This window comes from Aliiroseovarius zhejiangensis (assembly GCF_014656375.1).
Lineage (GTDB): Bacteria > Pseudomonadota > Alphaproteobacteria > Rhodobacterales > Rhodobacteraceae > Aliiroseovarius > Aliiroseovarius zhejiangensis.
In genome coordinates this window covers 121739-134587 of sequence record NZ_BNCH01000002.1, presented here as the reverse complement: position 1 = coordinate 134587, position 12849 = coordinate 121739, and the positions used below count along the sequence as shown (strand labels likewise).

Here is a 12849-nt window from a genome sequence, read left to right as displayed (position 1 = left end):
ACACGTCCCGCCGACAACAGACATCAAGGAACTGAAATGACCGACGCAAAAACCCGCATCGACGAAACCGTCAAAGCCAATGACGTTGTGCTTTACATGAAAGGCACGAAAGATATGCCGCAATGCGGGTTCTCGTCCCGCGTGGCTGGCGTTCTGAACTTCATGGGCGTCGATTTCGCCGATGTAAACGTGCTGGCGGATGAAGAAATCCGCCAGGGGATCAAGGATTACTCCGACTGGCCCACCATCCCGCAGCTTTACGTCAAAGGCGAATTTGTGGGTGGCTGCGACATCATCACCGAGATGACCCTGTCGGGCGAGCTGGACACGCTGTTTGACGAAAACGGCGTGGCCTATGACAAAGAGGCTGCCGACAAGATCCGCGAAGCCAACGGCTAAATCGCGGCCCTTTCGGATCACCGATGGCCCAAACTTTCTGACACGCGCGAACCCGAAGCGTCGTGCGTGTCAGAGATCCCCGTGCATTAGATATTTCTGGTGCGCCTCAGCGCGCTACACAGTCAGTCAGAAGCATGTCGTCCGCGCCGTTCGGGATATCTTCCCACGCCAGAAATGCTTCATCTCCCTTGGTCCACCAGACATAGCCAGACCCGTCAGGGGCTTGGGCGTATTTGGCGCCAGAGCCGGAGGGGCTGATCACCATGCCGATCTGCTGCCCCTCGACCGCCACAACCGCGTATGAAGCGCCGTCCGTGTTGATATAGGTGGCCGTAACACGCGCCCCGCGTTCGCAGTCATACTGCATGGTTTCGATCCCGTCGGCGGACCAGGCGGGCGCGACGCTTAGGGTCACCAAAAGGGTCGCCAATATTGTGACACACGAACGCATGGTCAACCGGCCTGCGATCGTCAAGACGCCCGTTCTTCGATCTCGGCAGCCACGGCTTCCGCGCGCGCCGCGATTTCGGCCAGCGTGTCCGTCACAGCATCGGGGATCACCGGAACCTCGACCTTCTGCGGGGCGGCGTTTTGCAGCGCGTAAAGCTGCGCTTCCAGATCAGCGACCTTCTTCTCTGCCAGTTTGACCTTGTCTTCCATGCCCGCCGTCTTGTCGGCCAGCATCAGACCGGCCATCAGCAACATCCGGCTTTCCGTCAGGTTGCTCATCTGGCTGACCAGGACAGATGCCTCATTGTCCAGCATCTTGGCAGCGGTCAGCAGGAAATGCTCTTCACCCTCCTGGCAGGCCACGTCAAAATTGCGACTTCCAATGGTGATATTGACATCAGGCATCTGCACCCTCCCGCCCCGTTTCGGCCGATCCCGAGGGTTTCAGCCCTTTTTCGAAGATCAGTTGCCCCAGTTCACCCAACACTGCATCCAGTTCCGCTCGGTCTGCGGATTGCGCGACGCGCAGCCCTTCCAGTTCGGTGGCCATGGCCGCGTTGACCAAACCGGCATCGGCCAGCCCGCCACCCACAGCATCTCGCAGCGCATTGCTGTTGGCGCGCAGGTCAGCGTTCACCTGACGCAGCTTTGCCAGCACGTCTTCATTTGCAGTCAGTTGCGCGGTCAGCCGCTCAACCTCGTTGCGCAGCGCAGCCACCTCTTCGGTGCGGCTTTGTTGCAAGGCTTTCACGCGTTCGGCCAACTGACGGTTCGCCGTGCGCTCTTCTTCCAGTTCCGTCGTCAGGCGCGCGATGTCGTCTGCGGCCCCCGTTGCCTGCGCAGGCAGCGCGGACAGGCCTTTGCTGATCCGTTCTAGCGCGGTGGTAATTCGGGTTTCCAGTTCGGAAATATCACTCATATTCTGCCCTGAGCCAGTTTTGTTTGCCTGATCTTGTCACATGGCTGCCGACCTGACAACGCAAGACCTGCGCGCGAATCGGCCATGCGACCTGCTGTGCCGATCTTAACCGACCCCCGGTTAAATTTCGCCCCCCGTTCAATTCCAAACACTTGGCCTGCGACGTTCAGCTTGGCTTGACCCTTGGCGAATGGCTGCTATCAGGGGGCCAACCTCAACTTTGCCAAAGGATGTTGACCGTTGGACATCGCCTCGCTTCGCAAAAATCACCCCGATCACTGGAAAAAAGCCACCGCGATCCGTTCGCTGACGCTGGATGCGGTTGCCGCCGCCAATTCGGGTCACTCGGGCATGCCGATGGGCATGGCCGATGTGGCGACGGTGCTGTTTGAAAAGCATCTGAAGTTTGATGCCTCCGCCCCGCGTTGGGCGGATCGGGACCGGTTCATCCTGTCGGCCGGCCATGGCTCGATGCTGATCTATTCGCTCTTGCACCTGACCGGCTATGAAGATGTGACGCTGGATCAGATCAAGAACTTCCGCCAGTGGGGCGCGATCACGGCGGGCCACCCGGAATACGGTCATGTCTCGGGCGTGGAAACCACCACCGGCCCGCTGGGCCAGGGCATCGCCAACGCCGTCGGCTTCGCGATGGCAGAAGAAATCCAGCGTGCGCGGTTTGGCAAGAAGATCGTCGATCACCATACCTATGTGATCGCCGGTGACGGCTGCCTGATGGAAGGCATCAGTCAGGAAGCCATCGGTCTGGCCGGGCGTCATCAACTGGGCAAGCTGATCCTGTTCTGGGACAACAACGACATCACAATCGACGGCAAGGTGTCTCTGTCGGACTGCACCAATCAGGTGCAACGCTTTAAGGCGTCGGGCTGGCATGTGCAGGAAATCGACGGCCATGATCCCGAACAGATCGACGCCGCGATTGCCAAGGCCAAGACCACGAAAAAGCCCTCGATGATTGCCTGCAAGACGCATATCGCGTTGGGCCACGCTGCGCAGGACACATCGAAAGGTCACGGTGCGCTGACCGACGCGGAACAGCTGAAAGCCGCGAAAGAGGTTTATGGCGCGCCCATCGGCGCCTTCCAGGTTGAAGACGACGTGAAGGCCGCGTGGGAAGCCATCGGGTCCAAAGGGGCCGAAGCGCGCGCCGAATGGGAAGCCCGTTTTGCCTCGATCAGCGAGCGCAAGCAGGCCGAGTTCAACCGCGCCTATGCGCTGGACGTGCCCAAGAAACTGGGCGGCGTCGTGCGCGCCTTGAAACGTCAGGTGGCCGAGGGCAAACCTACGGTCGCCACCCGCAAGTCGTCAGAAATGGCGCTTGAGGTGATCAACCCGGTGATGCCCGAAACCGTGGGCGGGTCGGCGGACCTGACCGGGTCAAACAACACCAAGACCGGCGATCTGGGCGTCTTTGACGTGGACAATCGCAAGGGCCGCTACATCTATTGGGGCATTCGCGAGCACGGCATGGCTGCTGCGATGAACGGCATGACCCTGCATGGCGGCATGCGCCCCTATGGCGGCACGTTCTTCTGCTTCACCGACTATGCCCGCCCGGCAATGCGCTTGGCATCTTTGATGAAAATCCCGACCGTGTTCGTGATGACCCACGATTCGATCGGCGTCGGCGAGGACGGACCGACCCACCAGCCGGTCGAGCATCTGGCGATCTGCCGCGCCACCCCCAACAGCCTGACCTTCCGCCCGGCCGACACCGCCGAAACGGCGGAGGCGTGGGAACTGGCACTGTCGTCAAAGGAAACGCCATCGACGCTGGTGCTGACCCGTCAGAACCTGCCCACCGTGCGGACAGAGTACAAGCAGAAGAACCTGACTGCGCAGGGCGCGTACGTGTTGGCGGATGCAGAGGCTGGAAAACGCCAGGTGATCCTGATTGCGACCGGCTCCGAAGTGTCGCTGGCAATGCAGGCGCGCGAAACGCTGGAAGCCCAGGGCATCGGTACCCGCGTCGTATCCATGCCCTGTATGGAGCTGTTTGCCGAGCAGGACGAAGCCTATCGCCGCAAGGTGCTGCCCGCAGGCCCCGTGCGCGTCGGGGTCGAGGCCGCTGTGCGCGATGGCGGCTGGGACCGCTGGCTGTTGGGCGAACGTGGTCGCGAGGCGAAAGCCGCCTTTGTTGGCATGGACAGCTTTGGCGCGTCGGCTCCGGCAGGCGTGTTGTTTGAGAAATTCGGCATCACCGCTGAAAACGTGGTTGCGAAAGCCAAGGAACTGCTGGGTTAACACCTATTTTTTCAACGCAAAACGCCCCGCAAGAGATTGCGGGGCGTTTTTCTGTGCAACACGTGTTGTCACCTCAGCAACTGCGCAATCTCGTCATACCCGCGCGCGACCGCATGTTCCAAGGGCGTCACACCATCACGGTCGGGGATCGAGGTATCCGCGCCGGCCTTTGCAAGAATGCGCACTGTCTCGATATGGTCCGGTCCGCCATCGCCCAGCACCACGGCTTCCATCACAGCCGTCCAGCCCAGGTTGTTCACGTGGTCAAGCGGGGCGCCGACCTGAACCAGACGGGCCACAACCTCGTGATGTCCCAGGTGGGCGGCGGCGATCAACGCGGTGCCATCATAGACACTGGTGATCAGATCCGGTCGATTTCCCAACTCGATTGCCAAGGATACAAGCTCCGGGTCATCGGCCACGGCCGCGATGGTGATGACGTCGTAGACGCCATGTTCAAGCGCGTTCATGTCAGCCCCCCCTTTTGCCAGGGCCTCCAGAACCGCGTCATGCGAGGCAAAGGCCGCGACATGGGCGGCGGTGCGGCCCCGCCGGTCGCGGGCGTCGGGGTCGGCACCTGCGGCAATCAACGCCGCTACATCCTTGGCGCTCCCTTCATGCGCGGCCAGATGCAGCCCGGAATACCCGGCAATGTCGGATGCCGACGGGGCGGTTTGGGCATGGACCATGGTCGAGAGCGCCAAGGTGAACACAGTGGTCAGAGCGCGAAGCATAGGTATATCTCCCTTTCGGTACGGCCCGCCACCACGGTCGGCAACAGGCCGCAGTTTGCATTACTCCGCGCCGATCGCGTCCAGGCCCGCGCGGGCGCAGGTCTCGTCAATCGCACCGGACGGGGCACCCCCGACACCGATCCCGCCAACCAGCGCGCCACCGATCTTGATCGGCAGGCCCCCTGCCTGAATGACCAGACGGCTGTCCATGTCGCGCAGACCGTCATTTTCAGGCGCAGAGCCGATGAAACCGGCAAGTCCCGCCGTGTCACGGCCCATGCTGGCCGAGGTGAACGCCTTGCCGGTGCTTGACCCGACCGTGTGCGGACCGGCGTTATCGGCGCGCAATAGGGCTTTGGTCACGCCGCTGCGCGCCACGATGGCGACGCTGACAATGTGACCTTCGCCCGCGCAGGCGTCCAGCGCGGTCTGTGCCGCTTTGGTTGCCAGATCAAGCGGCAGGTAAGGCGCGGTGGGCAGCTCTTGTGCGTTCGCCGCGGCGGGCATGGCGATTATGATAGCGAGTGCAAGTTTGCGGATCATCGGTCAGTTTCCTTTTGTTTGCGTGATGATCCATGTCTAATTTGCCCTGCCATATCGGAATATTCGTAACGCCCGCATCCCTGTCCGTAGTTTTACGGATCCCCCTGCGCCTCCAGCCAGAAGCGGGTCAGTTCCGCCGTCGATGTGGTGCCGGCCTTGGCCGCAATGGCGGCGCGATGGCTTTCGACCGTGCGCGGTGACAGCCCAAGGGCGTGCGCGATCTGCTTGGTGGTCACGCCCTTCGCGATCATCTCAAGCACCTCGCTTTCGCGCGGTGACAGGGCGCTGACAAGCGCCTGCGCCTCGGCACGTTCGGCGGCGCGCTGCTGACAGGCTTCAAGCTCTGCCTGTCCCTTCTGGATGGCGTCGATCAGATCCTGTTCGTCCACGGGTTTTCGCAGGTAATCTATCGCTCCGTTGCGGAAGGCGCGGCGGCAGGCTTCGATATCGCCGTGGCCGCTGATGATGACGGTGGGCCAGAATATTCCCTGCGCGGACAGTTTTTCCTGCAGCTTCAGACCTGAAATCGCGGGCATTCGAATATCAAGGATCAGGCATCCGGGCGGCAGGTTTGCGGCCTGTGTCAAAAACGCCTCGGGCGAGGCAAAGCTCTTGACCGTCACGCCCACGGTTTCCAGCAACAGCGTCAGCGCGCTGCGCACCGTTTCGTCGTCGTCCACAAGATAAACCGTTCTGCTCATACCCCAGTTTATGAAACAGCAATCGGCAGAGACAACCGAAACGTGGTATGCGCAGTCCCGGAAACCAGTTCCATGTCACCGCCCATTTCCTCGACAAGGCGCTGACACAGGGCCAGACCAAGCCCGGTGCCGTCTTTCTTTCCTGTCACAAAAGGTTCAAAGACCCGCTCGCGTATGTCGGCGGGCACGCCGGGACCATCATCAGATACCTCAAGCACGGCCCTGTCCCCCACCCGGCGGGCACGGAGCAGGACGCGCGCCCGGTCTGCGGCATCAAGTGCATTGCGCACAAGGTTGAAGATCACCTGTTCCAGTTCGACCGGATCGGCTTTCACCTGCAACAGCGTGTTGGGCAGGTCCAGGGTAACAACCGCCCCCTTGGCCTGCGCTTCCCTGCCCAGCAGGCGCTTCACACGTAACGCGGCATCATTCAGGGAACAGGCTTGCGCCAGATCACGGTTGGGGCGGCTCCATCGTTGCAGCCGTTCAAGGATGTCCGCGCCACGTTGCGCCTGTGCGACCGTATCATCAAGCACCCGTGCCAAACCTTCGACATCCCCACGCCGCACCAAATGGCGTCCGGCCTGTGCCTGGCTCAGGATCGCGGTCAGGGGTTGGGCAAGCTCGTGCGCCATACCGCTGGCCATTTCCCCCATCGCGTTGACCCGCGACGCGTGTGCCAGCCGGGTTTCCAGGGCGCTCAGATCGGCGCGTTGTTCAGCCTCTTTCCGGCGGGCCCGCTGTTTCAAGCCCAGCGCAACCAGCCAAAACTAAAGCATCGCCAAGGCTGTTGCCACAAGGACCGTGCCATTGGGCAACAGATCCGCTGTGCGGATGCGCAACGCCGTTTCCAGGATCAAGGGTTGCGACGCGCTTCCAATCGTCTTTGAAAAGGTCGCATCCCCTGTCGCCAACCCCCCGGTCGGCACATCCCCCTGCGGGCTCAGCAGTCGATGCGACACCGATGGACGTTGCCAGAACGGATCGTCACTGGCCACCAGTGCCGCAGCATTGATGTTCAGGGCAAGCGCATATCGCGCCGCCTGCGAGTTCGGGCTGCGCTTCACCAGCAGATACCGATCCACATCGACGGTCGATGGTGCGATCTGCAAAGCGCCCGTGGACTGAAGGGCAATGTCTCGAACCCGTGTCGCATCCTGAGCGCCAAGCGCGAACGGCGTCTGGATATCCGGTCGGGCCGGTTCCAGTGACAGGGCGTTGACCGACACGATACGCGGATAGAAGCGCGTGATCGTCGCCGCCACCTCGATCAGCAGATCCTGACGCGCCTCTTCGCTGGCCACGAGGATGGCGGACAAGGCAGTCAGATGCGCATCATGTTGATCTGCGCGCTGCGACGCGAGCCGGTGCAGTCCCTCGCTTTTGACGGTCAGTTCCCGCACCAGGCGTTGACGTTCCATAATGCCCAGCGTGGCAAGCACCATGACGATGGCGCAGGCCCACAAGGCAAGGAATCGCATGGCAGATCGGAGTGTCGACGTCGTGAACCGCATCCGCTTTCATCTCAGGAAGGTCGGACGCCGCCAATCCGTACAACTACGGTCTGCGAAGACAAGGTGTACCATCGGCAGGTATCTTACGCCTTTCCCTTGAACACGGATTGCCAGACCGGGCTGATCACCCGGGTGGCGACGGGAATGATCAGGATGCCAAGCGCCAGCCCGACAATGCCGTCCAGCGTGGCCGTCACCGCCCATTCGACGAAGCCGGGCATGCGGGGCACTGCCTGGGCTGCGGCCACTGCGATGTCGTGAATAATTTCATAGGGCTGATGCACACCCAGCTCGTGCAACCCGTGAATGATGATCGACCCGCCGACCCAGATCATTGCTGCCGTGCCGATGATGGTCAGCAGTTTCAAGAACCCCGGCATGGCGTTGACAATGCCGCGCCCGAACGCACGGGTCGCCGACAACCGGCCGCTTTGGGCCAGATACAGGCCCACGTCATCCATCTTCACGATCAGCGCCACGGACCCGTAGACGACCACCGTGATGCCGATGGCCACCACGGCCAGGGTCGCGGCCTCCATCCAGATGTTGCTTTCGGGGATGGCGGCCAGGGCAATGGTCATGATCTCGGCGGACAGGATGAAATCCGTCTTGATCGCACCCGCCACTTTCTCTTTTTCCAGATGGGCCGGATCGCCGATCTCATGTTCGGCATGATCCCAGGTGTGTTCATGTGGAAACAGCACATGCCAGACTTTCTCTGCCCCTTCGAAACACAGATATGCTCCGCCCAGCATCAGAAGCGGCGGGATCAGCCAGGGCGCGAAAGAGGACAGCAGAAGCCCGATCGGCAACAGGATGATCAGCTTGTTCTTGATCGATCCCCAGGCAATGCGCCCGATGATCGGCAACTCGCGCTTGGCTTCGAACCCCTGCACGTATTTGGGCGTGACCGCAGCGTCGTCGATCACCGCGCCAGCCGCTTTTGCCCCCGCCTTGGCCGCTTGGCCGGCCACGTCGTCCACCGATGCCGCCGCTATTTTCGCGATGCCCGCCACGTCATCCAACAGCGCAATCAAACCACTCATCAACCTGCCCCTATGCTTGTGTTGAAACGGAGACTAATCACTTTCGCGCGCGGGGTGAAGCACTTGTCGATCACGGCACGGGCACGTAAATCCCCTAGGTCGTTTGCGCTAACGACTCGTTCACCCATCATGTTTTCGCTAACAAACTGGTGTCAAACGCGTTTTGCGGGTTGGGCCACGGCGTCAGGGTCGCTATATCAGCGGAAAGTTTTCGGGCCATCGGGCCAAAACCTGAGGGGAAGACGCATGACCGTCACAGTGGGTATCAACGGATTTGGCCGCATCGGCCGCTGCACCTTGGCGCAAATCGCTGCATCGGGGCGCAATGACATCAACGTGGTGAAGGTCAATGCGACCGGCCCGCTTGAGACCGCCGCGCACCTGTTGAAATACGACAGCATCCACGGACGCTTCCCCAACCAGATCACCCTGGGCGATGGCACCATGGATGTGGGGCGTGGCCCGATGCAGATGATGTCGACCTATGACCTGGACGAACTGGACTGGTCCGGCTGTGATGTGGTTCTGGAATGCACCGGCAATTTCAATGACGGTGAAAAGGCAAAGCGCCACATCGAACGGGGTGCGCGCAAGGTTCTGATCTCGGCCCCCGCAAAAAACGTGCAGAAGACCATCGTGCTGGGCGTGAACGACAAAGAGCTTGAAGCCCATCACAACATGGTCTCGAACGGATCCTGCACCACCAACGGGCTGGCCCCGCTGGCCAAGGTGCTGCACGAGGCGCTGGGGATCGAGCGTGGTATCATGACCACCATCCATTCCTATACCGGCGACCAGCCGACGCTGGACCGCCGCCACAAGGATCTGTATCGCGCCCGCGCAGCCGCCATGGCGATCATCCCGACTTCGACCGGCGCGGCCAAAGCCTTGGGCGAAGTCATGCCGGAACTTGCCGGCAAGCTGGACGGCACCGCGATGCGTGTGCCGACCCCGAACGTCTCGGCCATCGACCTGACGTTTGAGGCCGGGCGCGACACGTCGGTGGACGAAGTGAACGAGATCGTGCGCAAAGCCGCCGAGGGCACCATGTCCCGTGTGCTGGGCTATGACGCAGAGCCCAAGGTCTCGATCGACTTCAACCATACCGAACAAAGCTCGATCTTCGCGCCGGACCAGACCAAGGTTGTGGGCGGCCGCACCGTGCGCGTGATGGGCTGGTATGACAACGAATGGGGGTTTTCGACCCGCATGGCCGATGTCGCGGTGAAAATGGGCTCGTTCTAGGCCGACGCGCCATCCGAAATTTCAACCCCGCCCCCTTTGGTGGCGGGGTTTTCTTTTGCCCTTGCCCCTGCCCGTCCGCCATTGCAACAATGCGCCAAACAGGCAGGAGCAGGCTTTGACAAACCAGATCGCGCTGAGCCTTGGCATATTGATCGTCGGGTTGATCGGGGCGGACCTGCTGCTTGCCGACGGGGCCAGCCTGTTGTTTCTGTCCAGAAAATTCCTTGAATTCACGGAATGGATTGCCTTCTGGCGCTGATCACTGCAGCGGCGCGTCAGGATCTTCTCTTGACCTTTTGAGCGAAATGTTGATGTTAGCGCTCACACATCTCGGTTGACCGCACCGGGTTTCGACCTGTGTCACCTCATGCAAGGATGAAGAACATGACAGTCAAAGTGGCCATCAACGGATTTGGACGGATCGGGCGGCTGGTGCTGCGCGCCCTGCATGAAACAGGACGCACGGATATCGAGGTGGTGGCGATCAATGACCTCGGACCGGTCGAGATGAACGCCCACCTTCTGCAATTCGACAGTGTGCATGGACGATTCCCGAACGAGGTGACCTATACCGATGACACGATAGATGCGGGCCGCGGCCCGATCCGCGTCACCGCGATCCGCAATCCCGCCGACCTGCCGTGGGGCGATATCGACATCGTGCTGGAATGCACCGGTATCTTCAAAGGCGACAAGGCCGAGGTGCATCTTGAAAACGGCGCCCGCCGGGTGCTGGTGTCAGCGCCGTCCTCGGGCGCGGACAAGACCATCGTTTATGGTGTAAACCATGACACGCTGGGCGCAGCCGATGTGCATGTCTCGTGTGCGTCGTGCACGACCAACTGTCTGGCGCCGGTTGCCAAGGTTCTGCAAGACGCCATTGGCATCAACAAGGGCTTCATGACGACCATCCACAGCTATACCGGCGACCAGCCGACGCTGGACACGCTGCACAAGGATTTCTATCGCGCCCGCGCCGCCGCGCTCAGCATGATCCCCACGACCACCGGGGCTGCCCGCGCCGTTGGCCTTGTTCTGCCTGATCTGGCAGGAAAACTGGACGGCGTGGCGATCCGGGTGCCTACCCCGAACGTGTCCTGTGTGGACCTGACATTCGAGGCTGCGCGCGACACCACGGTGGACGAAATCAACGCCGCCATCATCGCCGCCGCGACCGGCCCGATGAAGGGCATCCTGGGCGTTGTCGACCGCCCGCTGGTTTCAAGCGATTTCAACCACGACCCGCATTCGTCAAGTTTCGCGCTGGATCAGACCAAGGTGCTGGATGGCAACATGGTGCGTGTGCTCAGTTGGTATGACAACGAATGGGGCTTCAGCTGCCGCATGCTGGATACAGCAGCGGAAATGGCAAAACACCTCTGACCCACGTGCATCCAGGACGACGCCGGGGGCGCCGCCCCTGGCCCGTCGGTTCGACGCGCCGCATCCCCGTTTCGCGACTTCGCCAGAAATATTATCACACGCCGCGCCAGCCGCTCTTGCAGAGTGGATCAGCCGCTCCCTATCTAAGCGCCAAGGTTACATTTCTCGGGCAAGGATCGCTGGGTTGGACTATCTCTTTGTCGCCGCAGGTTTGCTGGCGCTGTTTTTTGGTGGCGAAGCCCTGGTGCGCGGCAGCGTTGGCTTGGCCAACCGATTGGGCATCCCGCCGCTGCTGATCGGTCTGACCGTCGTCGGGTTCGGCACGTCAACCCCGGAACTTTTGGTGTCGATGGACGCCGCGTTGCGTGGGGTGCCGGATATTGCAATCGGCAACGTGATCGGTTCGAACATCGCCAATATCCTGCTGATCCTCGGGCTGACCTGCCTGATCTGGCCGATACAGGTATCCGGCTCCACGCTGCGCCGGGACGTCACCGTCATGATGATCGCGACGCTGCTGCTGTTGCCCATCTTCGCCTTCGCCGAGATCAGCCGCGTGTCAGGCGCACTTCTCGTGACAGGCCTGATCGGCTATCTGACATGGGCCTATCTCGCTGCCGGCAAGACGCCCACCAGCCCCGATACGATGGTCACCAGCCCCACGGCTTTTGCTTCAGCGCTCTGGTTGCTGGGCGGGTTGGCCGTTTTGCTCCTGGGCGCGCGTTTTCTGGTCGATGGTGCGGCCTCGATTGCCCGTGGCTTCGGCGTGTCCGAAGCGTTCATCGGCCTCACCATCGTCGCCATCGGCACCTCTCTGCCCGAAATGACCACTTCGGTCATTGCCGCGATGCGGCGCCAGTCTGATATAGCGATCGGCAATGTGATCGGCTCGAACATCTTCAACCTATTGGGCATTTTAGGGGTGACGGCGATGATCACACCCATTCCGCTGGCCAGGCGGTTTGCAAGTTTCGACCTTCCCATCCTGATAGCCGTGACGGCATCCCTTGCTGCGGCGCTGCTTCTGCGGCCCCGGCTTGGACGCTGGCTGGGCGTGGTGATGCTGACAGGATATGCCGCCTATGTGGTCACGGCACTGGGATGACCACCTGCATCCGTCGCAGGTTCAACCTCAGTCCCGTCCGATTTTCAGATACAACTGGTCTTTCACGCTGGGCGAGACAAACTTCGACACATCCCCGCCAAGTTTGGCGATTTCCTTTACCAGTTTCGATGCAATCGCCTGATACTTGGCCTCGGCCATCAGAAACACGGTCTCGACGCTGGCATCCATCGCGCGGTTCATGCCAACCATCTGATATTCATACTCGAAATCGGTCACAGCCCGCAGGCCGCGAATGATGATCTGTGCCCCCACATCATGGGCGCAATCAATCAGCAGGTTTTCGAACGGATGCGCGATGATCTCGGTGCCGGTCTCGGCGGTCAGCTTGGCGCATTCTGCTTCGACCATTGCGACACGCTCTTCCAAGGAAAAAACCGGCCCCTTGCCTGTGTTGATCGCCACGCCGATTACCAGACGGTCCACCAGCGCACAGGCCCGCCGAATAATGTCCGTATGCCCCAACGTGATCGGGTCAAAGGTTCCGGGGTACAGTCCGACGCGCATGATCTGGCCTTTCTTAAATG

Annotated in this window: 16 protein-coding genes; 6 read left to right on the top strand and 10 right to left on the bottom strand. The window is 61.2% G+C overall.

All coding sequences use genetic code 11. The annotated features are described in order from the left end of the window. Nucleotides 1-36 precede the first annotated feature (36 nt). Nucleotides 37-399 carry a Grx4 family monothiol glutaredoxin gene (gene grxD / locus IE188_RS05365; protein WP_191285451.1) on the top strand — a complete coding sequence of 121 codons (363 nt, stop codon included), beginning with the start codon at nt 37-39 and terminating at the stop codon, nt 397-399. 106 nt (nt 400-505) lie between these two features. Here grxD and IE188_RS05360 read toward each other — a convergent pair whose 3' ends face one another. From IE188_RS05360 to IE188_RS05350, 3 genes are read right to left on the bottom strand one after another with little or no spacing between them, the layout of a single operon-like run. Beyond that, nucleotides 506-814, bottom strand: a complete 309-nt coding sequence (locus tag IE188_RS05360) for an MliC family protein (protein ID WP_191285450.1) — start codon at nt 812-814, stop codon at nt 506-508. A gap of 56 nt (nt 815-870) precedes the next feature. After that, entirely contained in the window at nt 871-1254 is a 384-nt protein-coding gene (locus IE188_RS05355) for a cell division protein ZapA (RefSeq protein ID WP_191285449.1), read from the bottom strand. Continuing rightward, entirely contained in the window at nt 1247-1768 is a 522-nt protein-coding gene (locus IE188_RS05350; protein ID WP_191285448.1) for a hypothetical protein, read from the bottom strand. Before IE188_RS05350 ends, IE188_RS05355 begins: the two co-directional genes overlap by 8 nt. 240 nt (nt 1769-2008) lie before the next feature. Between IE188_RS05350 and tkt the strand changes: the two genes are divergently transcribed. Then, on the top strand, nt 2009-4033 hold the full coding sequence (gene tkt / locus IE188_RS05345) for a transketolase (protein WP_191285447.1): 2025 nt from the start codon (nt 2009-2011) through the stop codon (nt 4031-4033). Between the two features lie 68 nt (nt 4034-4101). Here the strand turns inward: tkt and IE188_RS05340 are convergent, their stop codons facing one another. From IE188_RS05340 to IE188_RS05315, 6 genes are all read right to left on the bottom strand, one after another. Then, nucleotides 4102-4767 carry an ankyrin repeat domain-containing protein gene (locus IE188_RS05340; protein ID WP_191285446.1) on the bottom strand — a complete coding sequence of 222 codons (666 nt, stop codon included), beginning with the start codon at nt 4765-4767 and terminating at the stop codon, nt 4102-4104. 60 nt (nt 4768-4827) lie between these two features. Continuing rightward, nucleotides 4828-5310 (bottom strand): GlcG/HbpS family heme-binding protein, encoded by a 483-nt coding sequence (locus IE188_RS05335; RefSeq protein WP_191285445.1) that lies wholly within the window; start codon nt 5308-5310, stop codon nt 4828-4830. 92 nt (nt 5311-5402) lie between these two features. Further along, nucleotides 5403-6011, bottom strand: coding sequence for a response regulator transcription factor (locus tag IE188_RS05330; protein ID WP_191285444.1), 609 nt, complete (start codon nt 6009-6011; stop codon nt 5403-5405). 8 nt (nt 6012-6019) lie between these two features. Continuing rightward, entirely contained in the window at nt 6020-6760 is a 741-nt protein-coding gene (locus tag IE188_RS05325) for a sensor histidine kinase (protein WP_191285443.1), read from the bottom strand. Between the two features lie 21 nt (nt 6761-6781). Then, nucleotides 6782-7525, bottom strand: coding sequence for a hypothetical protein (locus IE188_RS05320; protein WP_191285442.1), 744 nt, complete (start codon nt 7523-7525; stop codon nt 6782-6784). An 83-nt stretch (nt 7526-7608) separates the two neighbouring features. Beyond that, nucleotides 7609-8571, bottom strand: a complete 963-nt coding sequence (locus IE188_RS05315) for a DUF808 domain-containing protein (protein WP_191285441.1) — start codon at nt 8569-8571, stop codon at nt 7609-7611. A 246-nt stretch (nt 8572-8817) separates the two neighbouring features. Here IE188_RS05315 and gap (IE188_RS05310) point away from each other — a divergent pair, with 246 nt between their 5' ends. From gap (IE188_RS05310) to IE188_RS05295, 4 genes are all read left to right on the top strand, one after another. Further along, nucleotides 8818-9816 (top strand): type I glyceraldehyde-3-phosphate dehydrogenase, encoded by a 999-nt coding sequence (gene gap, locus IE188_RS05310; protein WP_191285440.1) that lies wholly within the window; start codon nt 8818-8820, stop codon nt 9814-9816. Nucleotides 9817-9931: 115 nt separating this feature from the next. After that, nucleotides 9932-10075, top strand: coding sequence for a hypothetical protein (locus IE188_RS05305; RefSeq protein WP_191285439.1), 144 nt, complete (start codon nt 9932-9934; stop codon nt 10073-10075). A gap of 125 nt (nt 10076-10200) precedes the next feature. Beyond that, nucleotides 10201-11199 (top strand): type I glyceraldehyde-3-phosphate dehydrogenase, encoded by a 999-nt coding sequence (gene gap / locus IE188_RS05300; RefSeq protein WP_191285438.1) that lies wholly within the window; start codon nt 10201-10203, stop codon nt 11197-11199. Between the two features lie 184 nt (nt 11200-11383). Then, nucleotides 11384-12304 (top strand): calcium/sodium antiporter, encoded by a 921-nt coding sequence (locus IE188_RS05295; RefSeq protein ID WP_191285437.1) that lies wholly within the window; start codon nt 11384-11386, stop codon nt 12302-12304. A gap of 27 nt (nt 12305-12331) precedes the next feature. Here the strand turns inward: IE188_RS05295 and coaD are convergent, their stop codons facing one another. Continuing rightward, nucleotides 12332-12829, bottom strand: coding sequence for a pantetheine-phosphate adenylyltransferase (coaD, locus tag IE188_RS05290; protein ID WP_191285436.1), 498 nt, complete (start codon nt 12827-12829; stop codon nt 12332-12334). Nucleotides 12830-12849 lie beyond the last annotated feature (20 nt).